Below are 19,298 nucleotides of genomic sequence, written 5' to 3'. Positions count from 1 at the left end.
TTATGAAGGGCGGAAATAGACCGCCCTTTTTTATGGTGTAGATATGACCGAAAATTCCACTATCAAAGCGCAAATGCGTCAATTGATTCAAATTTTAGCCAAGCATAACCATGCCTATTATGTAATGGATCAACCCAGCATTGAAGATAGTGAATATGATCAACTCTTTCATCAGCTCAAGGCTTTAGAAGAACAATATCCTGAATATGTGCAGGCGGATACGCCAACCAGTAAAGTCGGTGGCAAAGCGCTCACGAAATTTGCCAGCGTGACCCATGCCGTACCGATGCTGTCATTGGGCAATGTCTTTAACCAGGAAGAACTGTTTGCCTTTGCGCGCCGCATTGAAGAGCGTTTACCAAACCAGAAAATTCAGTACGATGTCGAACTGAAGTTTGATGGCCTGGCCATTTCCCTATGGTATGAAAATGGTGTGCTGGTGCGTGGGGTTACCCGTGGTGACGGCGAAACCGGTGAAGATATTACCCATAATGTCAAAACCATCCGTAACTTGCCGAAAGTTTTAAGCTCTGCACAGGCTCAGGTGCCGACGCTGCTTGAAGTGCGGGGTGAAGTGCTGATTCCTAAAGCCGGTTTTGAAAAACTGAATGCCGAAAATGAAGCCAAAGGCGAAAAGACCTTTGCCAACCCGCGTAATGCAGCGGCAGGCAGTCTGCGCCAGCTCGATCCAAATGTTGCAGCCTCACGTCCACTGGCCTTTTATGCTTATGGTATAGCACAGTGCGAACCTCATCATGGCCAGACCACTATGTATGCCAGTCTGGAATGGTTAACCCAGTTTGGTTTTACCATCGGGGAAAGTCATTTTATTTGTGACACGATTCAGGATGTACAAAAAGCCTATGAAAAAATCAATGCAGAACGTGCCGATTTAAGTGTTGAAATTGATGGTCTGGTCATCAAGGTCGATGACTTAAAACAGCAAAGACAGCTCGGGTTTTTGAGCCGTGAACCCCGTTGGGCAACTGCCTATAAATTCCCGGCGGTGGCGGCTTTAACCACGGTAGAAAATATTGACTGGCAAGTGGGGCGTACCGGAACTTTAACCCCGGTTGCACGTTTAAACCCTGTCGCGGTCGGTGGGGTCACAGTGTCCAATGTCACCCTGCATAATATTGGCGAAATCCACCGTTTAGGTGTCCGAATTGGCGATACCGTCAGCGTATACCGTAGCGGTGACGTGATTCCGAAAGTGGAAAAAGTCTGGCCAGAATTCCGTCCGGACGAGGCGGTGGAGGTTCATCTTCCGGAACAATGTCCAGTCTGCGATTCACCGGTGGTGATGCCTGAGGGCGAGGCCTTGGCACGCTGCTCTGGCGGTTTGTACTGTGCTGCACAGCGGATAGAAGCCATTCGCCACTTTGTTTCGCGTAAGGCCATGGATATTGAAGGTCTGGGCGATCGCTGGGTGGAATGTTTGTTACATCTCGACCTGCTTAAAAATGTGGCGGATATTTACTGCTTGCACGAACATCGTGAACAGCTTTTAAGCATTGATAAAATGGGTGAAAAGTCGGTACAAAACCTGTTTGATGCCATTGAAAACAGCAAGAAAACCACACTGGCTTCTTTTATTTATGCCTTGGGGATTCGCGGCGTGGGAGAAACCACGGCGCGTATGCTGGCCAATACTTTCCAGACTTTTGAAGCACTGCAAAATGCCGATATTGAAGCCTTGAAGAAAACCCCGGATGTCGGGGATATTACTGCTGAATGGATTGTCGATTTCTTTCAGGCGCCGCATAACCTGGAAGTGGTCAAGCGTTTGCTCGAAGCAGGAATTCACTGGGATGCGCCAGTCGCCCCGACACGTCAGCCACTAAATGGCGAAAGCTGGGTAGTGACAGGCACGCTCAGCAGTATGGGACGGGATGAAGCGACACAGTTACTCCAGGCCTTAGGCGCTCGGGTTAGTGGCAGTGTATCCAGTAAAACCAAATGTGTGGTTGCTGGCGAGAAAGCTGGTTCCAAGCTGGATAAGGCAGAAAAACTGGGTATCCCAGTTTTAAATGAAGAACAGTTTATTGCACTGATGAAAGAGCATGGTCAAATAGAAGACTGATCTTTCTAAACAATGACCTAAATGAAAAAGACACCGAGGATGATGAATCTTGAGGTGTCTTTTTTACAGCGATTTCAAAATGATAAGCGTTGGTGACTGTGGTAGGGGACAGACAAATAAAAGCACAGGGTCGTCATTGTGAGTTGAATTCACGTACAATATTGATTCATTTGCAGGTCTAGATCCTGACTTATCAGATTATTCTGTTCTCCCGTTGATTATTGGCATACACATGGCGCAAGCAAAGAAATCTTTTCCGCAACAAAAATTGGAATTACATGCACGAAATCTGCATCGCAGTCGTTACGATTTTCCCCAGTTAATCAAGAGCTGTCCGGAACTTGCACCTTTTGTCCGCCCAAATCAATATAACGATCTTTCAGTCGACTTTTCTGATCCATACGCTGTAAAAATGCTCAATAAAGCATTACTCAAGCATTTTTATGGCATTCAATATTGGGATATTCCTCAAGATTATCTTTGCCCACCTATTCCCGGTAGGGCCGACTATATTCATTATTTAGCTGACCTGTTGAGTCTCAACAATAAAGGTCAGATTCCAACAGGGCATGCCGTTCAAGTGTTGGATATTGGGGTGGGAGCAAACTGTATTTATCCGATCATTGGTCATCGTAGTTATGGTTGGAAATTTGTCGGCTCAGATATTCATGCTGCATCCGTTAAAAGTGCTCAATTTATTGTGCAGGCAAATCCGAATCTAAGAAAGGGGATTCAGATTCGATTACAGAAAACAGCAATCAATATTTTCAAAGGTGTGATGAAACCCTCAGATCGTTTTGATTTGACCCTGTGTAACCCACCATTTCATGTCTCGCAAGATGAAGCAAATACCACAGCAACGCAAAAATTAAGAAAACTGGGCAAACCGGTTGATCGGACGAAGCTGGTGTTAAACTTTGGCGGGCAAAAGAACGAATTATGGTGTGAGGGTGGCGAAGAACGATTTGTTTGCCAGATGGTACAAGAAAGTACACAGTTTGCTGAGCAATGCCTTTGGTTTAGTACACTGGTTTCTAAGAAAACAACGTTGCCAATGCTCTTAAATACCTTGCGTAAGAGCGGAGCAGTGGATGTGAAAACCATTAAAATGACGCAGGGGCAAAAAGAGAGTCGTTTTGTCGCTTGGACTTTTCTAGATGCAAAGAAACAGCAGGCGTGGAAAAATGCGCGTTGGACTTCTGCTTAGCTTGTTTTTAGGCAGAAATAGTGAGCTTGTGGGCGCATAAGTCGGTGTAGTAGCTCAAATTTAATCTGACAGACACAATAAAAAATTGGGTAACTGTCAGATCAGGTTTGAGCTAGTACAATTAAGGAATATATTTTTTCACGACCCCATCATCCAGTAATTGCTGGAAATGCTCTACCAGGCTGGTCTCAATGTTGCGATATTGCATCCCCAGGTCTTGCTTGCTCTTCTGGGCATTAAAATAGATGGGATAGCCCATATTCAGTTCAACAAATGACTTGGAAAAACCGGCCAAAGGCCCAAGCAGTTTAAAAGCTGCTTTCGGCAGCAGATTGCGTGGGAAAGGGAACTTGGCACCAAAGTTGCGACGTAAAATTTTCCCCATTTCCAAGAGGCTCAGCGTACCGCCACTAATAATATAGCGACCTTTGGCATCAGGGTTGAACGCTGCCTGAACATGCGCATCTGCGACATCACGGACATCAACGATCCCATTCCACATAGGCGGTACACCGAGCAAGGTCATGCCGTTAGCAAACTGCTGTAGCACTTCGACACTGCCTGACTGGGTATTTGGCGTGAGCGATGGACCGAGAACCAGCGCCGGGTTAATGCATACCAGTTCCCAGCGTTGCTGTGCTTGTTGCATCTCCCATGCTTTACGTTCTGCCATAACCTTGGAATAGGAATACGGTTGATGTGTTTCGGAACTGGTGGTATTCCAATGCGACTCATCAAACTCATTCTTTGCAGTGTGCTGAATGTCAATGGCATCGCCATAAGTGGCAGCAATGCTTGAAGTGACAATCACACGTTTAACCGATTCGGTTTTATTGACGCTGTTCAGTACATTTTCAGTGCCTAAAATCGCAGGTTCAATAATGTCTTTGACCGCATCTTTAAAGTTGTTCACCACAAAAGGTGATGCCATATGCAGCACGATTTCACAGCCTTGCATGGCTGCATCGAATGAATGGGGCTCAAGGAGATTGGCTTTAAAAAGTTTAAGTGTACCGGTAGTTTCAGCGGCAATTTTCTCTAAATGGGCAAAACTTGGCTTTTTGTTCAGGTTGCGGACAGTAGCATGTACGGTATGGCCTTGCTCCAGTAAATTTTTAATGACCCAACTGGCAATGTAGCCTGTCGCACCTGTGACAAGAATGGGTGCAGTCTGTTGTGGATTCGTCATGAGTTAAACCATTGTTGTTTTTAAATTTGCGTATATCTTAGAGTGAAATCTCAGGCCTGTCTTTGACTGATTGATGCTGACTTTAGCTAAAATGTGTATGTAAGACGCTTTCTTTCCTGTTGATCGATACTCGAGTATTTAATGGGTTTAAACAGCAAGTACGAGGTGCTGAACGACGCTCAGCCCAGACAGGAATCATGGATAAGGTCATTTATCGGCTAAGAAAATAAGAACCATATGTAAGCGTTACAAATCTTAAAAATATACTTTTACTGTTTAAATTGGCCTTTGTGAAACTGCTTTAATTCTGCAAAGGTTTATTTTTTATATGGAAAATATTATTAAATGAACTGCAAATGCGTATGTTTCTCATTTTAATTTTATAAAAATCATAAACTTACATAATTTTTATTTTGCATTGATGCCCGGTTTTGTCCATAATGTCAGAAAAAGGGTATGGAGTATTTGAAATGCGTGGCAATCCAGAGGTCGTAGACTATCTAAATATGTTGATTGGTGGCGAACTGGCAGCTCGTGATCAATATCTTATTCATTCTCGTATGTATGAAGATTGGGGTTTAAGCAAGATTTTTGAACGGATCGACCATGAAATGCAGGAAGAAGCTGCTCATGCCGATGCGCTTATTCGCCGTGTATTGTTTTTAGAAGGTACACCGAATATGAACCGTGATGACATCGAAACCGGTGAAGATGTGGTCAGCTGTTTAAAAGCGGATTTAAAACTTGAATATCATGTACGTGAGAAATTGGCACAAGGCGTGAAATTGTGCGAAGAAAAAGGCGATTACGTGAGCCGTGATATGCTTCGTCAGCAAATGTCGGATACTGAAGAAGATCATACTTACTGGCTGGAAAAACAGATTCGTCTGATTGAATTGATTGGTTTGCAAAACTATATTCAATCGCAAATGTAAGTCTAAATGCTCAAATATAGAGCCTGACCTGAGTCGGGCTTTTTTATTTTTTAAATTTATGATTGAGATGGTAGAAAGACAGACTATTGAGAAAATTTCCGGATATCCGCCAAGACCTGAGCAGCATGGGTTTGCGTATTCACACTATTGTAGTGATAAACAATGCTGCCTTGAGGATCGATCAAAAAGCTTTCCCGTTTGGCTATTTGAGTAATGCCCAGATTACGCACAATGCCCAATTGATTCGATAACTGGTGCTTGTGGTCTGCCAATATCGGAAAAGGTAAGGCTAATTTTTCTGAAAATTTTTGATGGGATTTCACATCATCCAGACTCACCCCCAAAACCACGGCATTGCTTTTTAAAAATTGTGGATAGAGTGCCTTAAACTGATTGGCTTCCTGGATACAGCCGGGAGAGTTGTCTTTAGGATAGAAATATAACACCACCCATTTGCCTTTATACTGGCTCAAGGAGTGCCATTGAGCATTTTGATCCTGCAATTTAAATGCAGGTGCCGCTTTTCCGACCCATTGTTTATGGGTATTTTCTGATTTTAAAAAAATAGATTCTTCTGCTGCATGTGCATGTATTGTTGTATTAAAACAGAGCAAACAACCAAGCGTAAGTAAAACGCTGCTTAATTTTTTTGATTCATTCATATCGTATATTTTTTAGAATGGATAAGAAGATGTATCGATCTTAACAAAATTTAAAATGTAGGGAAGAGTAGAAATGATGGGTATTTATTTTAATTGCTGCCATGATCAAGGGTTTATTGATTAAATGTAATAAAAATAAAAACTTATGGATATTTATACAGGGTTGATCAAGTTGCAACCGGATGTTTTAAAGTAACTTCCTATACAGTTTAAGGGGAATCGGAAAAAGATGATTCCTGTATGGTTATAGGGAGATGCATAAAATACTGATCCGGGTGGAGGGTTGCATTTCGCCTGTAATAGCGGAGGCTAAATGAATTTTGAAATGCTGCTGTGTGAATTGAAAGAGAGGTTTTATACTGTTCAAATAATTTAGTTTTTTTAGAGCTTACCTTGAATCAACGTATTTTACTCATCACGGGCTGGGGCGGTGGAACCCAACTGCTTGATCCATTAAAGCAGGCTTTGGCAGCGCAAGGACATGAGGTTGAACTTTGCAACATCTTTAATGCTTTAGATGAACAGGCTCTACAGCAAAAAGTGGAACTGGCGCGTCAGTTTGATGTGATTGCCGGCTGGTCTTTGGGAGGACAGTTGGCTACAGTGCTGGCCGACCAGGTTCAAAAGCTGGATGGACAGGAAAAAGTATTGATTACTTTGGGCTCCAATCCCTGTTTCGTTGCGAATGATACCTGGCCAATGGCAATGGATCAGTCGACATTTCAGCAGTTCAAACAGTCATTTGAGCAGGATGCCATTTCCACCTTAAAAAAATTTGGCTATATGGTGTGTCAAGGCACAGCAACCACCAAAGCTGACTTCATCACTTTACAAAGTTTGATTCAGGCTCAATCGATTGAAACTTTAAGACAAGGACTATTTTGCCTTGAGTATTTAAATAATGTTGATATCTTGAGGGATTACCCAGGTCATCAATATCATGTCTTTGCAAAACAGGACTTTTTAGTTAGTTACAAAGTTCAAAGAAATTTTCAGAAATTCAATGCAAAGTTTTTGGAAACAGAGCTGATTAGCGGGTCACATGGCTTTCCCTTATTTGAAGCTGAACTGATAACTGGCAAAATCTGCCAATTTTTAAAGAAAATAGAACAAACAAACGGATAACTGGTTTATCTCGCAATTTATTTTTGGTTCATGCAGGTTTAAGATCATGAAAAATTGATTTTCAAGCATCTGAATGGAGTATTGGATGACCGAGTTAACCGACCTGGACTTTGATCTTGCGCATATCTGGCATCCTTATACCTCCATGACCGATCCATTGCCGACCTTTAAGGTAAAACAGGCGCATGGTGCCATCATCGAGCTGGAAGATGGACGGCAACTGATTGATGGCATGTCTTCCTGGTGGTGTGCCATTCATGGCTATAATCATCCTGAACTGAATCAGGCCGTGACGGATCAATTGCACAAGATGTCGCATATCATGTTTGGTGGTTTGACCCATGATCCGGCGATTGAACTTGGCAGACTGTTATTAAAAATTACTCCACCTAGTCTGGACAAAATTTTCTATGCTGACTCTGGATCGGTTGCGGTAGAAGTGGCATTAAAAATGGCGGTGCAGTTTTGGCCTGCACAAGGCCAAAGTCAGAAAACCAATTTTGTTACGCCGCGTTCTGGCTATCATGGTGATACCTGGAATGCCATGTCGGTTTGCGATCCGGTCACAGGCATGCATCAGATTTTTGGTTCCAGCCTGCCAAATCGGTTCTTTGTGGCAGCGCCACAAATTGGCTTTGATGATGAATGGAATCAGGATGATATTGCAGAACTGGAACAGGTTTTAAAACAGCATCATTCCAGCATTGCCGCTTTAATTCTGGAACCGATTGTTCAAGGTGCGGGCGGGATGCGTTTTTATCATCCTGAATATTTGCGTCAGGCCAAATTGCTGTGTGAACAATATAAGGTGCTGCTGATTTTTGATGAAATTGCCACGGGTTTTGGCCGCACCGGAAAATTGTTTGCCTGGGAACATGCCGGGGTTGAGCCGGATATCATGTGCATCGGCAAGGGCTTGACGGGTGGCTATATGACGCTTTCGGCTACCCTCACCAGCAAGCGCGTGGCTGAAACCATCAGTCGGGGCGAGGCGGGGGTATTTATGCATGGCCCCACCTTTATGGCCAATCCGCTGGCCTGTGCGGTGGCTGTGAAAAGTACCGAGGTTTTATTGGCCCAAGACTGGCAAGCCAACATTCAGCGCATCGAGAAACAGTTACAACAACATCTGCAATCCCTCTTAGAGCTGGATTATGTGCAGGATGTGCGGGTGCTGGGTGCGATTGGTGTGGTAGAGCTGACATTTAATGTGGATATGAAAAGCCTGCAACAACAGTTTGTTAAGCGGGGCATCTGGATACGTCCATTCGGCAAGCTGGTCTATGTGATGCCGCCGTATGTGATTACTGAACAGCAATTGAATACCTTGCTGGAACAATTGGTAAATGTGGTGGAGCTGATGCAGGAGGTATCCGCATGAAATTGTTAAATGACCAGCTGTCAAATGCCCCTTTGTTAAATAGTCCTTTGTTAAATGATTATGCAAGCAAGCTGGATGAACTCAGACAGCAGGGCAATCTGCGGCAATTTACCTCCAATGTCCAGCAAGGCCGAATGATTGAAATCCAGGGGCAGCAGATGCTTAACCTGTCGTCCAATGATTATTTGGGATTGGCAGCGGATCTGCAGCTGCGTGAGCAGTTTTTTGATGAAACACCGAATGAACTTCGGATCATGAGTTCATCTTCTTCAAGACTGTTAACCGGAAACTTTCCTGAATACGAGCAGCTGGAAGCCAGTTTGAGTCAGGCATTTCATGGACGAGCTGTGCTGTTATTTAACAGTGGCTATCACATGAATATCGGGATTCTGCCCGCTTTAAGCGACAGTAAGACCCTGATTCTGGCCGACAAACTGGTGCATGCCAGCATGATTGACGGTATCCGTTTATCCTCTGCAAAATATGTACGTTATCGGCACAATGACCTGAAGCACCTGCAAAAGCTTTTACAGCAATATCATACAGATGAGGCTTTTGAGCGCATTATTGTGGTTACGGAATCCATTTTCAGCATGGATGGCGACGAAACCGATCTGGCTGAACTGGTTCGTATCAAACAACAATTTGCTAAAGTGATGCTGTATGTTGATGAAGCACATGCCATTGGTGTGCGCGGCGAGCAAGGCTTGGGCTGTGCAGAACAGTATGCGGTGATTGATCAGATTGACCTACTGGTTGGAACTTTCGGGAAAGCACTGGCATCGGTCGGAGGGTATCTGATTTGCCATCCCGTCATCCGGGAATATCTAATCAACTCCATGCGTCCACTGATTTTCAGTACCGCACAGCCACCCCTGTGTATGGCGTGGACTCATTTTATTTTCCAGAAAGTTTTAGGCTTAAAACAGCAACGTCAGCATCTGCAACAGATCAGTCAAAATCTGCAACAGTCGGTACAGGCCAAAGGTTTTGACTGTCCTTCGACTTCACATATTGTGCCGGTGATTATTGGCGAGTCGCAAAAGACGGTGGAAAAAGCCCGGCAGCTACAACAGGCCGGATTTTATATCATGCCGGTGCGTCCACCTACAGTACCGAAACACAGTTCAAGATTGCGTATTTCACTGACGTCTCAAGTCCATCAGGCTGGCCTTGAGCAGCTGGTGGCGTTGCTGTGAGTTGTAGCCGTGAATATTGATAAGTCTCAAGTTGCACAGCGTTTTGCCAAGGCAGGGCAAAGCTATGCCAAACATGCCATCGTACAAAAACAGATTTGCCAACAGCTGCTGCAATTGATGCAGCACTATCTGCCAAGTACCAGCCTGAACCGTGTTGTTGAAATCGGTTGTGGCTCGGGCAATTTAAGCCATTTGCTGATACAAAACTTTGAAATAAAGCAGTTGTTTTTAAATGACCTATATCCTGAAGTTCAGCAGCATTTTCAGCATGATCCAAAATTGCAATGGCTGATTGGCGATGTGGAACAGCTGGATTTTCCGCAATCCCTTGACCTGATCGCTTCCAGTTCGGCTTTGCAATGGGTGAGCGATATCGATTCGATCTTTAGAAAAAGTGCAGCGGCGCTTATCGAAAATGGCTATTTGTGTTTTTCCACTTTCGGTCAGCAGAATTTGCAGGAAATTAAGGCACTGACTGGTCAGGGGCTGAATTATCTGACTCTTGATGAGATTCAGAACAAGCTGCTCAAACAAGGTTTTGAAATCCTGCATCTTTCCGAGAGCCTGGAAACGCTGAATTTTTCCCATCCTAAAGCTGTGCTGCAACATTTAAAGGCCACCGGGGTCACGGCAACCGCCGTACAGCATCGTTGGACTAAACAGTCTTTACAGCAGTTTTATCAGGACTATCAGCAATTTTCGAGGCTGGATCAATCTGGTCAGCGCCATTATCAGCTGAGCTATCATCCTATTTATTGCATTGCACGGAGCAAGCCATGACAGCACCCGTTTATTTTATCAGTGGCATTGATACTGGTATTGGCAAGACCTATACCACAGGTTATCTGGCGAAGTTGTGGAATGAACAGGGCAAGAAAACCATCACCCAGAAACTGGTGCAAACCGGCAATACCGATATTTCTGAAGATATTGAACAGCACCGTAAAATGATGCAGATGGGCTGGTTTCCGGAAGATGAAAGCAAACTCACCATGCCAGAAATTTTTACTTATCCGGCTTCCCCGCATTTGGCGACTAAAATTGATGGGCGTGAAATCGACTTCCAGAAAATCGCCGATGCCACCCGGCAGCTTTGTGAGAAATATGATGCGGTTTTGCTGGAAGGTGCGGGTGGTTTAATGGTGCCTTTAACCACAGAACTGTTAACCATTGATTATATTGCTGAACAGAAATTTCCGGTGATTCTGGTCAGTTCCGGTCGTTTGGGCAGTATCAATCATACTTTACTCAGTCTGGAAGCCTTGAAAAGTCGTGGTCTGGAATTGTTTGCACTGGCCTATAACCTGAATGATGAATCACAGGACCAGCTGATTTCCAGAGATACTTCGAATTATCTGAAAAGCTATCTGGCGATGCATTTCCCAGATGCACAGTGGATTGATATTCCCGTTTTATCCTAATTCTCCCCTAAAAAAGGGTATAAAAAAGCCACTCAATCGAGTGGCTTTTTATTTGCAAGGAAAAGCTTTAAAAATTAAAACTTCTTAAAGCTTTTGTTGCCAAATGGTTTACGTGGTGCATTTTCATCACGGCGTTCGCGTTGGCCATATGTAGCCTGATTGCCAAAGTTGTCAGGACGGTTTTCACGCTGTGCATAGCTGTTGCCTTGACGCGATTCACGCTGAGCATAAGTGTTTGAATTGCTGTCTTGACGACGCTCACCGCGTGGGGTAAAACCGTTGCCATTATTGCCGTCACGACGTTCACGTTGGCCATAACTATTGCCATTGCTGTCACGACGTTGTGCATACCCATTCTGGTTTTCACGGCGATCGCGCTGAGCATAAGCCATTGGGTTTTGATTTTCACCTTCTTCGCTGTCACGGCGTTGCTGACGCAAATAACCGCCACGACGTGCAGCCATAGGTTTTTCTTGCATACGCTCAGTACGGCGTTTTGCCATACCAAACAGGCCTGTGCCTTGACGCGGTTTCAACTCAACAGATTTGGTCAAGTTGTCGATGTCGGCTTTATCCAGCTCCATCCAGCGACCGGTACGAAGTTCGCGCGGTAAAATCACGGTACCGTAACGGGTACGCAGCAGGCGGCTGACTTTCAAGCCTTGTGATTCAAAAATACGGCGCACTTCACGGTTACGGCCTTCTTTCACCACCACCTGATACCAGCGGTTGATGCCGTCACCACCAATTTCCGCGAAAGATTCAAATTTTGCCGGGCCATCATCTAAAACCACGCCTTGAAGCATGTTGTTTTTGATTTGTGGGGTCACTTCACCCATTACACGAACGGCATATTCACGTTCAATTTCATTTGATGGGTGCATTAGGCGGTTGGCCAATTCACCATCATTTGTAAACAGTAAAAGACCGGTTGAGTTAATGTCCAGACGACCCACCATCACCCAGCGATCATTGGCAATTGCAGGCAATTGTTCAAATACGGTCGGACGTTGTTCAGGATCATTGCGTGAGCAGATTTCACCTTCGGGTTTGTAATAAATCAGAACGCGACGACGAATTTCATCTTCAATCTGAAATTGGACTTTACGACCATCGATGCGAAGCTCATCACCTGGTTCAATGCGTTCACCCACTTGGGCAACGCGTCCATTGATGCTTACACGACCAGCGGCAATGACTTCTTCCATATAACGGCGAGAACCCAAACCTACGCGTGCAAGCACCTTTTGTAATTTTTCACTCATGACAGCATAACCTTAGAAATTATCATCAACAGTTCACCTATCTACGACTTCGCTGCGTGAGCATCGAGCGTCATAAAAGCTTCCTTGGCATCCTGCAGGGGAGGCAATTGGCCTAAAGAGGTCAGACCAAAAGCATTTAAAAATTGTGGCGTTGTAACTAACAACGCGGGTCTTCCCGGAAGCTCTCTAAAACCGGACTCTTTAATCCAGTTCCAGTCAAACAATGATCTTAAGATCTGGCTATTGTTTGAAACTCCACGAATCTGTTCAATATCTGCTCGGGTTACTGGTTGATGATAAGCAATCACAGCAAGGGTTTCGAGCAGGGTGGGCGACAAGCGAGTTGGTCGTTCCGGCCACACCTGGGTAATGATATTGCGATATTTTGCCCGAACCTGGAAACGGAACCCTTGTGCGGTTTCTACCAGTTCAATCGATCTGCCATGTTGTAACATGGCGAGCTGTTGTAACAACTGACGCAATTCCTGTTTATTATATTGATTTTGGAATGCTTCTTTCAAACGTGCAAGCGAAACTGCGCTTTCACTGGCAAAAATAATGGCTTCTAGCTGCATCAGCACTTCATGTTGATTCTCGGCAACAGAGAGAGATGTGGTCTGATGATCCATTAGGCAGCTACTCCTTGAATTGCAAGTGGCGCTTCAATACCGCTGGCAATAATAGTCACTTTCTGTTGCCGGGTGAGTTCTAAAATGGCCATAAATGTAACCACCATGCCCATGCGCCCCTGGCTGGGTTTAAGCAGGGTTTCAAAATGTAGAATTTCACCCGACTCTAAGCGGCTTTCAATAAAGGCAATACGTTCTTCAAGCAGCACCGGTTCTTGCTGGATTTGATGGATGATTGGTTCTGGGCGGTTGAAGATACAAAACAGGGCATCACGTAACTGGCTTGCCTCATAGCCTTCATTGATTTGCACCACCTGACCCAGACTAATATTTGCCGGAAAAGTATCACGTTCCAGAACCGGCATCTGCCCCAGGCGTTCAGCTGCCTGTTTTACCCTCAAATAGGTTTCCAGCCGGTCAATCAGTTCCTGTTTGGGATCTTTTTCAACGACAACGCTGGCACTCGGTTTTGGTAACAGCAGCCGTGATTTAAGATCGGCCAATAATGCCGCCATCACCATATAATCTGCTGTCAGCTCAATATTCAGCGACTTCATGGCATCCATATAAGACAGATACTGAGCAGCAATGGGAGCGATATCGAGCTGTAATAAGTCGAAACCGTTTTTTTGAATCAGGTAAATTAGGAAGTCGAGTGGACCTTCGAAATGCTCTAGCAGAATTTCAAATGCAGCAGGAGGAATATATAAATCCTCTGGAATCGTATCTTGCCACTCATCCATAACGCGGATAGATGAGCTTGGCTCCATAGGATTATGGACAGGTTGATTCATTGCAGTTTTAAGCCACGCGAATTTTCAAAGGCATGCAGGAAGATGCTTTTGCCTCGATCTCGCATCGAAAGAAAAAGCACGTAAATTAATAAGCGCTAGTGTAATGGAAATTTGACTTCAAATAAATTAGTTAAGTCATCAAATACAAAAAAACCTGAAATTCAGTCAGGTTTTTTAACTGGCTTGATAATGTGAAATGCATAGCTGTTGTAGGGTTTTATTTTTTTTTGCCCGATCCATTGGATGGATTTTACATTGTTATGAAAAACGGGCTATATCAGCAGCCATGAGCGAAGTTCAGTTGAAGCAAGCTTGACAACGTGTAAATAGTAAAATCGATCGCAGCTGCTGAACTTATTGACCTTATACGGGTTTTGAAAATGCAGCGGAATTGCGAACTGCTCTTGAACATAACTTTAATTTCAAAAAATCAATTCATTCTCTGCTTGAAGTCAGTCATGCAATTGTGAGTTGGGTATGTTTGATCAATCAACGCCTTGCCAATTGTGCTTAATGAGCTGTTGAGGTGGATGTCGATAACTTGAGTGCGAATTCGATGATCCGTTGCGCACTGTCTCGGATGCATAAATCTTGAGTTTGATCGAGGCTGGATAATTTGTGAATAACGGCAACTTCCAGGAAAAATGCATAGGTGTTGTCGATCATCGCAGAAGGGGATTGCTCAGCATCTGCCTTCATAATTTTCACTTTAGACTCAAGTGTCCAGGGCATTTCCGCATAAATGCGGCTATTTGTCTCAAAATCATGATAGTTGAGCAGCACATAAAACAGATCCATTCTCGCACTACTCCTTGATCCTGAACATTCCCTTTAATATCTAAACTTAACCGTGCTTACTCAAACGCACTGACATCACCCATACCGCGACGGATCACTTCAGGATTTTCACCGGATAAATCTACAATACTGGTGGTGCTTAAGGTGCCCAAGCCGCTATCAATAAACACATCAATACGTTTTTCCAGCTGCTGTTCGATGTCATAAGGGTCATCTAAAGGATCGTCCTGACCGGGAAGAATCAGGGTGCTGGTTAACAGCGGTTCACCCAATTCCTTAAGCAACATCTGGCAAACACGGTTGCTGGGAATGCGCAGGCCAATGGTTTTCTTTTTCGGGTGCATCAGGCGACGCGGCACTTCGCTGGTCGCAGGTAAAATAAAGGTGGTTACCGCCGGGGTATTGTTTTTAAGCAAACGATACATGGCATTGTCCACTTTGGCATAGGTCGCGATATCGGATAAATCACAACAGATAATGGCATATTGATGTTTGGGGCCGAGACCACGAATCTGGGCAATCCGTTCCATGGCATTCTTGTTTCCAATCTGGCAGCCAATGGCGTAGGCGGCATCGGTCGGATAGACCACGACATCCCCGGCGCGGATTCGTTCTACCGCCTGACTGATCAGACGCGGCTGAGGATTATCAGGATGTAGTCTTAAATGCAGCATATTTATTCTCCCCTGATTTGTTATTAGAGATTATCTGTTGATTTTACAAAGTCTTGCAATCTGGCTTTGATGATTTTGTGTAATTTAATCCAGCATGTCACGTTGAAATTCGTCACTTTGTAATGTTTTGCCACCCCGGGTGCAGGCACAGATACAGGCAATAAAATGTGCAGCATCACGTGGCAACTTCGCTTCACCGGAAAAATAACGCTGTACTTGAGCAAAAACATTGTCTTTAAATGTGGCGCCATCTCCGCCATCTCCGGTCAGGTTATCCAGGGATACACGGAATTTACGACCAAAGGCCTTGGCGAACATCCATTCAATCGCTTGCGGCTTAATCTCGACCTGCTCAAATAAAGCCTGCTGTTCTGCCGTGCGACCATCGGGGGCATACCAATAGCCTAGGTCTGCTAATAAACGGCGCTTTTCACCGGCAATGGTCCAGTGACTGATTTCATGCAGGGCACTATTAAAGAAACCGTGGGCAAATTGAATGCGGGCAGGCGCATCTTTGGTTGCCGGGAAATATTCAGGTTCAAAATCACCTTTGACTAAACACACATTTAAGTGGGAAAACCAGTGATTAAAGTGTAGTATAAGCCAATCAACTTGTTGAGCTTCAGTTTGCAAACTGGCCCAGGGTGAGCGTTGCACAGGGTCAATAGAAACAGCAGAACTTGAGGTTGAATAAGTGGTTAACTGTAATGAAGTGGTGACTTCAGGTTGCGGCTGCAACTGATGCATGACTTGTATTACCCAATTGATCTGTCTAAATAAGTACAAAATTGTATCTTAATCTTTGACAGAGTACCGATGAATTTGTAGAATTGCCGCCTTAATTATGTCAGCAAATACCTTTCCGGCACAGATTGAGCCGTTTAAATGGGCTGAACAAGGCTTTACATGGTCAGGTACACTGCCATTGTCTCGCTTTGTTCGTATTTCCCGTGAAGCTGTTGGATCAATTGATGATCAATTGATTAACATAGACTGTAAGCTATCAATGGATGCGTATCATCGTATCGTATGGTTAGATGGTCATGTTGAAACGAAAGTGCCAATGGAATGTCAGCGTTGTCTGAATCCCGTTGAAATCCCTCTCGTTTCAGACTTTCATTTAGCGCTTGTGGATGATGAATCACTGATAGAGCGCTTGGATGAGGATGCTGATTTCATCGTCTTAGGTGAAAGTGAAGCAACGACAAAAGGTAGCTATGATGCGCCTGCGACGGCTGATTTACTTTCTCTGATAGAGGATGAATTGTTATTGTTGTTGCCTTTGTCTCCTAAGCATGACACTTGTGAGCATAAGCATCAACCTGCCACAGATGACATTGTCGAAGAAAAACGGGATAACCCGTTTGACGTTTTGGCAAGTTTGAAGGGTAAACTTAACTAATTTTTGTGTTATACTGTTAAGTATAAGACAACTGAATTTGTTCTGATCCATTTTTTCGATCTTTGTAAGGAGCCATCATGGCCGTTCAGCAAAACCGTAAAAGTCGCTCTCGCCGTGACATGCGCCGTTCACATGACGCTTTAACCGAGAATGCATTAACTGTAGACCAAGCTACTGGCGAGACTCACCGTCGTCACCACGTATCTAAAGATGGTATCTACCGTGGTCGCCAATTATTCGCTAAAGCATCTGCTGAATAATTGATGATGTATTAAGCGTCAAGCTTAGTAGAAAAAATGGGAGCGTTAAGCTCCCTTTTTTTATGGCGTCTTTTTGTTGTATTTGGCAATTACCAAAACAAAAATTAAGTGGTAAATTTCGTTCCGTAAATAAGCTTACATAAGTGTATGTTGAATATTTAACCGATCGTCGAATAACAATGTCACTTCATTAAAGGATTTTTTTATGTCTGCTAAACCACTCGAGCAGATCGCTCAAGCAACGAAAACAGCATTTGTATTTCCGGGTCAAGGCTCACAAAAAGTCGGCATGCTTGCAGAATTGGCTGAACAGTTTAGTAGCGTGACAGAAACTTTTGCAGAAGCATCGGCAGCGGTAGGTTTTGACCTCTGGCAGATCGCACAAAGCGGCGAAGGTTTAAATCAGACTGAATTTACCCAGCCTGTACTGCTCACTGCCAGTATTGCACTCTGGCGTGTGTGGCTAGAGTTGGGTGGGGTAGCGCCAAAATATCTTGCAGGACACTCACTGGGTGAGTACAGTGCATTGGTTGCTGCCGGAGCGATTTCACTGGGTGATGCCGTTAAATTGGTGAATTTGCGCGGCAAACTCATGCAAGATGCAGTACCTCAAGGTCAGGGTGCAATGGCGGCAATTTTGGGTCTGGAAGATGCCAAAGTGCTTGAACTATGCGAACAGGTCAATATCCAGGGACGCGGTTCAGTAGAAGCTGCCAACTATAATGCTCAAGGTCAAGTAGTGATTGCCGGCGACAAGACACTGGTCGAAGCGGTAATGGAATTGGCAAAAGAAAATGGAGGGAAAGCGATTAGCTTACCTGTGTCTGTTCCATCGCATTGTTCGCTGATGAAACCGGCTGCCGACAAATTTGCGCAAGCTTTGGAACAAACTGCCATTGAGCTGCCTAGCCTTCCTGTAATACAAAATGTCAACGCGGAAATCGCGACAGATGTAGCAGGATTACGTCAGGCATTGACTGCACAATTGTATCAATCTGTGCAATGGACCAAGACCATGCAGTTCCTTCAAGATCAGGGAGTGCAGTATGTGGTTGAGTGTGGTCCGGGCAATGTGTTGGCTAACCTTGCGAAGCGTTTACCAAATATCAATAAAGCATTCCCACTCGACAGTAAAAGTCGTATGGAGGATGCGCTAAATGCCATTTTAGTGGCTGAAGGGAAAATTGCATGACACAGCAACGCAAAGTCGCATTAGTGACAGGCGCGAGCAGAGGGATTGGCGCAGCCATCGCTCAGCAATTGATTCAAGACGGTTATTTTGTAGTGGGAACTGCCACTTCAGAAGCAGGTGCAGAAAAATTATCTGCCAGTTTTACTGAAAATGGCGCTGGTGCAGTGCTGGATGTGCGTGATGCGGCAGCCATTGATGCATTAGTTACAGATATTGAACAAAAATACGGTCCTGTTCTGGTATTGGTCAATAATGCCGGCATTACCAAAGATAATTTGTTACTACGTATGTCTGAAGATGATTGGGATGACATTCTCAACATTCATTTGAAAGCCGTATACCGTCTGTCTAAACGTGTTTTAAAAGGTATGACCAAAGCGCGTTTTGGCCGCATTATTAACATCAGTTCTGTTGTAGCCCACTTTGCAAACCCGGGACAAGCCAACTATTCTGCTGCCAAAGCAGGCATAGAGGCGTTTGGCCGCAGTCTTGCAAAAGAAATGGGTAGCCGCCAAATTACCGTGAATGCCGTGGCACCTGGTTTTATTGCAACGGAAATGACGGATCAATTAAGCGAAGACATTCGTAAAAAAATGAGTGATCAAGTGGCCTTAAACCGTTTAGGTGATCCACAAGATATCGCAAATGCCGTGAGTTTTTTAGCGAGTGAGAAAGCAAGCTATATCACTGGTACTGTTTTACATGTAAATGGTGGTCTATACATGAGCTAAGCTCAAGTATAAACTTTGCAAAAATAATATATTCAATTAAACTAACGGCATTAAAAACGCCACAAGCAATGAGGAGAATTCCTGTGAGCGATATCGAACTACGTATCAAACAAGCGGTTGCAGAACAACTTGGTCTTAAAGCTGAAGAAATCAAAAACGAAGCATCTTTCATGGATGACTTAGGTGCTGACTCTTTGGACTTAGTTGAGCTTGTTATGTCTTTCGAAAATGATTTTGACATCACTATCCCTGATGAAGATTCTAACGAAATCACAACTGTTCAATCAGCGATTGACTATGTTTCTAAGAAACTAGGTTAATTGTTGTTTCAGCTCTGCTGAATATGAAGAA

General features: G+C 44.3%; 20 protein-coding genes and 1 pseudogene. 13 read left to right on the top strand and 8 right to left on the bottom strand.

Annotated features, from left to right (window positions below):
* Window positions 1–43: 43 nt before the first annotated feature.
* Together ligA and rlmF are read left to right on the top strand one after the other, a co-directional pair.
* On the top strand, window positions 44–2,083 hold the full coding sequence (ligA, locus tag E0H88_RS07640) for an NAD-dependent DNA ligase LigA (protein ID WP_131273692.1): 2,040 nt from the start codon (window positions 44–46) through the stop codon (window positions 2,081–2,083).
* Between the two features lie 232 nt (window positions 2,084–2,315).
* Complete coding sequence (gene rlmF, locus E0H88_RS07635; RefSeq protein ID WP_131273691.1) at window positions 2,316–3,290, top strand: 23S rRNA (adenine(1618)-N(6))-methyltransferase RlmF; 975 nt, start codon at window positions 2,316–2,318, stop codon at window positions 3,288–3,290.
* Between the two features lie 121 nt (window positions 3,291–3,411).
* Here rlmF and E0H88_RS07630 read toward each other — a convergent pair whose 3' ends face one another.
* On the bottom strand, window positions 3,412–4,479 hold the full coding sequence (locus E0H88_RS07630; RefSeq protein ID WP_092818880.1) for an SDR family oxidoreductase: 1,068 nt from the start codon (window positions 4,477–4,479) through the stop codon (window positions 3,412–3,414).
* Between the two features lie 470 nt (window positions 4,480–4,949).
* Here E0H88_RS07630 and ftn point away from each other — a divergent pair, with 470 nt between their 5' ends.
* Window positions 4,950–5,414, top strand: coding sequence for a heteropolymeric bacterioferritin subunit Ftn (gene ftn, locus E0H88_RS07625; RefSeq protein WP_092818879.1), 465 nt, complete (start codon window positions 4,950–4,952; stop codon window positions 5,412–5,414).
* An 83-nt stretch (window positions 5,415–5,497) separates the two neighbouring features.
* Here ftn and E0H88_RS07620 read toward each other — a convergent pair whose 3' ends face one another.
* Window positions 5,498–6,076, bottom strand: a complete 579-nt coding sequence (locus E0H88_RS07620; RefSeq protein WP_131273690.1) for a peroxiredoxin — start codon at window positions 6,074–6,076, stop codon at window positions 5,498–5,500.
* 393 nt (window positions 6,077–6,469) lie between these two features.
* Between E0H88_RS07620 and E0H88_RS07615 the strand changes: the two genes are divergently transcribed.
* From E0H88_RS07615 to bioD, 5 genes are all read left to right on the top strand, one after another.
* Window positions 6,470–7,201: an alpha/beta hydrolase family protein gene (locus E0H88_RS07615; protein WP_131273689.1), complete on the top strand. Its 732-nt coding sequence runs from the start codon at window positions 6,470–6,472 to the stop codon at window positions 7,199–7,201.
* 85 nt (window positions 7,202–7,286) lie between these two features.
* Window positions 7,287–8,582 (top strand): adenosylmethionine--8-amino-7-oxononanoate transaminase, encoded by a 1,296-nt coding sequence (gene bioA / locus E0H88_RS07610; protein ID WP_131273688.1) that lies wholly within the window; start codon window positions 7,287–7,289, stop codon window positions 8,580–8,582.
* The gene (locus E0H88_RS07605) at window positions 8,579–9,781 is read left to right on the top strand and encodes an 8-amino-7-oxononanoate synthase (protein ID WP_092818875.1); all 1,203 of its coding nucleotides are present in this window, start codon (window positions 8,579–8,581) and stop codon (window positions 9,779–9,781) included. Before bioA ends, E0H88_RS07605 begins: the two co-directional genes overlap by 4 nt.
* Window positions 9,782–9,790: 9 nt before the next feature.
* Entirely contained in the window at window positions 9,791–10,561 is a 771-nt protein-coding gene (bioC, locus tag E0H88_RS07600; protein WP_092818874.1) for a malonyl-ACP O-methyltransferase BioC, read from the top strand.
* Complete coding sequence (bioD, locus tag E0H88_RS07595) at window positions 10,558–11,202, top strand: dethiobiotin synthase (RefSeq protein WP_092818873.1); 645 nt, start codon at window positions 10,558–10,560, stop codon at window positions 11,200–11,202. The genes bioC and bioD overlap by 4 nt, the downstream gene beginning before the upstream one ends.
* A 410-nt stretch (window positions 11,203–11,612) precedes the next feature.
* Here bioD and rluB read toward each other — a convergent pair.
* From rluB to E0H88_RS07565, 6 genes and pseudogenes are all read right to left on the bottom strand, one after another.
* A pseudogene (gene rluB / locus E0H88_RS07590) lies at window positions 11,613–12,467 on the bottom strand (23S rRNA pseudouridine(2605) synthase RluB); the annotation flags it as partial.
* Window positions 12,468–12,508: 41 nt separating this feature from the next.
* Entirely contained in the window at window positions 12,509–13,096 is a 588-nt protein-coding gene (gene scpB / locus E0H88_RS07585; RefSeq protein WP_131273686.1) for an SMC-Scp complex subunit ScpB, read from the bottom strand.
* Window positions 13,096–13,890 (bottom strand): segregation and condensation protein A, encoded by a 795-nt coding sequence (locus E0H88_RS07580; RefSeq protein WP_131273685.1) that lies wholly within the window; start codon window positions 13,888–13,890, stop codon window positions 13,096–13,098. The genes scpB and E0H88_RS07580 overlap by 1 nt, the downstream gene beginning before the upstream one ends.
* A gap of 510 nt (window positions 13,891–14,400) precedes the next feature.
* Window positions 14,401–14,688, bottom strand: coding sequence for a hypothetical protein (locus E0H88_RS07575; RefSeq protein WP_131273684.1), 288 nt, complete (start codon window positions 14,686–14,688; stop codon window positions 14,401–14,403).
* Window positions 14,689–14,744: 56 nt separating this feature from the next.
* Complete coding sequence (locus E0H88_RS07570) at window positions 14,745–15,362, bottom strand: L-threonylcarbamoyladenylate synthase (protein ID WP_131273683.1); 618 nt, start codon at window positions 15,360–15,362, stop codon at window positions 14,745–14,747.
* Window positions 15,363–15,446: 84 nt separating this feature from the next.
* Window positions 15,447–16,109, bottom strand: a complete 663-nt coding sequence (locus tag E0H88_RS07565; protein ID WP_131273682.1) for an elongation factor P hydroxylase — start codon at window positions 16,107–16,109, stop codon at window positions 15,447–15,449.
* Window positions 16,110–16,206: 97 nt separating this feature from the next.
* On the opposite strand from E0H88_RS07565, the gene E0H88_RS07560 reads away from it, so the two are divergent.
* From E0H88_RS07560 to acpP, 5 genes are all read left to right on the top strand, one after another.
* A complete protein-coding gene (locus E0H88_RS07560) occupies window positions 16,207–16,764 on the top strand; it encodes a YceD family protein (RefSeq protein WP_131273681.1) in 558 nt (185 codons plus the stop codon).
* A gap of 77 nt (window positions 16,765–16,841) precedes the next feature.
* On the top strand, window positions 16,842–17,024 hold the full coding sequence (rpmF, locus tag E0H88_RS07555; RefSeq protein ID WP_004279227.1) for a 50S ribosomal protein L32: 183 nt from the start codon (window positions 16,842–16,844) through the stop codon (window positions 17,022–17,024).
* A gap of 205 nt (window positions 17,025–17,229) precedes the next feature.
* Window positions 17,230–18,216: an ACP S-malonyltransferase gene (fabD, locus tag E0H88_RS07550; RefSeq protein WP_131273680.1), complete on the top strand. Its 987-nt coding sequence runs from the start codon at window positions 17,230–17,232 to the stop codon at window positions 18,214–18,216.
* Window positions 18,213–18,947 carry a 3-oxoacyl-ACP reductase FabG gene (gene fabG, locus E0H88_RS07545; RefSeq protein WP_092818864.1) on the top strand — a complete coding sequence of 245 codons (735 nt, stop codon included), beginning with the start codon at window positions 18,213–18,215 and terminating at the stop codon, window positions 18,945–18,947. The genes fabD and fabG overlap by 4 nt, the downstream gene beginning before the upstream one ends.
* 83 nt (window positions 18,948–19,030) lie before the next feature.
* Window positions 19,031–19,267, top strand: a complete 237-nt coding sequence (gene acpP, locus E0H88_RS07540; RefSeq protein ID WP_004651013.1) for an acyl carrier protein — start codon at window positions 19,031–19,033, stop codon at window positions 19,265–19,267.
* The last annotated feature ends 31 nt before the right edge of the window (window positions 19,268–19,298 follow it).

It is taken from the genome of Acinetobacter sp. ANC 4216 (assembly GCF_004331195.1).
Classification (GTDB): domain Bacteria; phylum Pseudomonadota; class Gammaproteobacteria; order Pseudomonadales; family Moraxellaceae; genus Acinetobacter; species Acinetobacter kookii.
This window is presented reverse-complemented; position numbering and strand designations above follow the sequence as displayed.

Coding starts and splice junctions, on each gene's coding strand:
- fabD (WP_131273680.1), top strand. CDS start 17,230: ATGTCTGCTAAACCACTCGAGCAGATCGCTCAAGCAACGAAAACAGCA.
- ligA (WP_131273692.1), top strand. CDS start 44: ATGACCGAAAATTCCACTATCAAAGCGCAAATGCGTCAATTGATTCAA.
- E0H88_RS07605 (WP_092818875.1), top strand. CDS start 8,579: ATGAAATTGTTAAATGACCAGCTGTCAAATGCCCCTTTGTTAAATAGT.
- bioD (WP_092818873.1), top strand. CDS start 10,558: ATGACAGCACCCGTTTATTTTATCAGTGGCATTGATACTGGTATTGGC.
- E0H88_RS07620 (WP_131273690.1), bottom strand. CDS start 6,076: ATGAATGAATCAAAAAAATTAAGCAGCGTTTTACTTACGCTTGGTTGT.
- E0H88_RS07575 (WP_131273684.1), bottom strand. CDS start 14,688: ATGGATCTGTTTTATGTGCTGCTCAACTATCATGATTTTGAGACAAAT.
- E0H88_RS07630 (WP_092818880.1), bottom strand. CDS start 4,479: ATGACGAATCCACAACAGACTGCACCCATTCTTGTCACAGGTGCGACA.
- E0H88_RS07580 (WP_131273685.1), bottom strand. CDS start 13,890: ATGAATCAACCTGTCCATAATCCTATGGAGCCAAGCTCATCTATCCGC.
- E0H88_RS07570 (WP_131273683.1), bottom strand. CDS start 15,362: ATGCTGCATTTAAGACTACATCCTGATAATCCTCAGCCGCGTCTGATC.
- rpmF (WP_004279227.1), top strand. CDS start 16,842: ATGGCCGTTCAGCAAAACCGTAAAAGTCGCTCTCGCCGTGACATGCGC.
- rlmF (WP_131273691.1), top strand. CDS start 2,316: ATGGCGCAAGCAAAGAAATCTTTTCCGCAACAAAAATTGGAATTACAT.
- bioA (WP_131273688.1), top strand. CDS start 7,287: ATGACCGAGTTAACCGACCTGGACTTTGATCTTGCGCATATCTGGCAT.
- ftn (WP_092818879.1), top strand. CDS start 4,950: ATGCGTGGCAATCCAGAGGTCGTAGACTATCTAAATATGTTGATTGGT.
- E0H88_RS07565 (WP_131273682.1), bottom strand. CDS start 16,109: ATGCATCAGTTGCAGCCGCAACCTGAAGTCACCACTTCATTACAGTTA.
- fabG (WP_092818864.1), top strand. CDS start 18,213: ATGACACAGCAACGCAAAGTCGCATTAGTGACAGGCGCGAGCAGAGGG.
- scpB (WP_131273686.1), bottom strand. CDS start 13,096: ATGGATCATCAGACCACATCTCTCTCTGTTGCCGAGAATCAACATGAA.
- E0H88_RS07560 (WP_131273681.1), top strand. CDS start 16,207: ATGTCAGCAAATACCTTTCCGGCACAGATTGAGCCGTTTAAATGGGCT.